Origin of the sequence: Bathymodiolus platifrons methanotrophic gill symbiont, assembly GCF_002189065.1 — a bacterium.
In the GTDB taxonomy this organism is placed as follows: Bacteria; Pseudomonadota; Gammaproteobacteria; order Methylococcales; family Methylomonadaceae; genus Methyloprofundus.
The window spans coordinates 1-1,405 of record NZ_BDMN01000557.1; the positions used below are offsets into that span (position 1 = coordinate 1).

Annotated in this window: 2 protein-coding genes; both read left to right on the forward strand. The window is 37.4% G+C overall.

The window, feature by feature from the left end; genetic code table 11:
• Positions 1-205: 205 nt before the first annotated feature.
• Positions 206-421 carry a UPF0175 family protein gene (locus CDZ78_RS20430; protein WP_087871584.1) on the forward strand — a complete coding sequence of 72 codons (216 nt, stop codon included), beginning with the start codon at positions 206-208 and terminating at the stop codon, positions 419-421.
• 298 nt (positions 422-719) lie between these two features.
• Positions 720-1,405 (forward strand): HNH endonuclease (locus CDZ78_RS20440; protein ID WP_087871586.1); only part of this gene is annotated, 686 nt, incomplete at its 3' end.

Genomic DNA, 1,405 nt, shown 5'->3' on the forward strand with positions numbered 1-1,405 from the left:
CCATAATGTGTTGTTTTAAAAGGGTATTATTTATTTCGTGCAAGCACTAGTTAGTAAAGATGAAATCATTCGTGCACATTACGATAAGGTGCTTTGGCTTTAATTGAAACAGTATCTGGTTATTCATCCCGACCCAGATATCTTGAAAAACACCGAAAACCAAAAGTTGCTAATCAATGCCAGAAGACTGTTAGAGTAAATACCTATGCCAAACTTAGAGTCAGTGAAAAATTCACTAGCAATTTCATTATTTAAAAGTGAGGCTATTTCTATTGGCACGGCTGCACGTATGGTAAATCATAATCTATCCGATTTGATCACTTTACTATCTAGTCTCAATATACCTTTAACAGGAAATAATACCGAAGATGCTAAAAGTGATATAGCGCTTGCCCGACAATGGCTAAAGAATAATTCATAATTATTTCAATTGTAGAATAAATCAATGTAATATAATCTCTACACTGAACTTGAAAACCCCAGAAGCTATTTTTGAGTGTGGAATAATGTCATCACCCTTACATAGCAATTCAATCAATATATACTTCACATAGTCAAAGTTGTGGTTTTCTAACCGCTGATTTTTATCGATAGCTGTGTTGCTGAAACAGTTGTGTAGCCTGCTATTTACCAGTTTTAGTGCCTTGCTCTCGACAAAACCACTTGCTATAAAATCCGCAACCGTGGCCGCGAGAAGTATAAGCAATAGGAAATAATAAATGGCAGAAAGGCTTGCTTGGACGCGACAACAGTTATTAGTCGCATTTTCACTTTACTGCCAAACACCTTTTGGTAAATTACATTCACGCAATCCCGAAATCATCAAATACGCAGATCTAATTAATCGAACACCCTCTGCGCTGGCAATGAAACTAACTAATATTGCCAGTCTTGACCCAGCAATAACCTCTACAGGTCGTAAAGGGTTAAAAGGCGCTTCTTCCGCAGACAAAGCCATGTGGCAAGAAATGCAACAAAACTGGGAAAATTTTGCAATTGAATCATCCCAAGCAATTAGTTCCATTGATAATGAAAATCAGCTTAAATCTAACCCGGCAATAACACAATCAGAAGATGAGCAAATTGATTACACTGGCAACAATAAAACCATACAAAGCCAAGCGCGTATTGGACAAGGCTTTTTCCGTAAAGCTGTTTTAAGTGCTTATAATTATCGCTGCTGTATTACTGGCTTATCTATTCCCAGCTTATTGGTCGCTAGTCATATTATTCCCTGGCGAGAAGATGCGGCTAACAGGCTCAATCCTAGCAATGGTTTAGCCTTATCCATGCTACATGATAAAGCCTTTGATATAGGGATTATCACTATCAATGAAGATATGACGGTTAGAGTTTCTGAAAATAAACTTATAACTGAGGAGGGTGATAGTTTCTATCACTCAGC

What these genes read in the sequence shown, in the direction of transcription:
- CDZ78_RS20430 (WP_087871584.1), top strand. Translation starts at nt 206, where the DNA reads ATGCCAAACTTAGAGTCAGTGAAAAATTCACTAGCAATTTCATTATTT.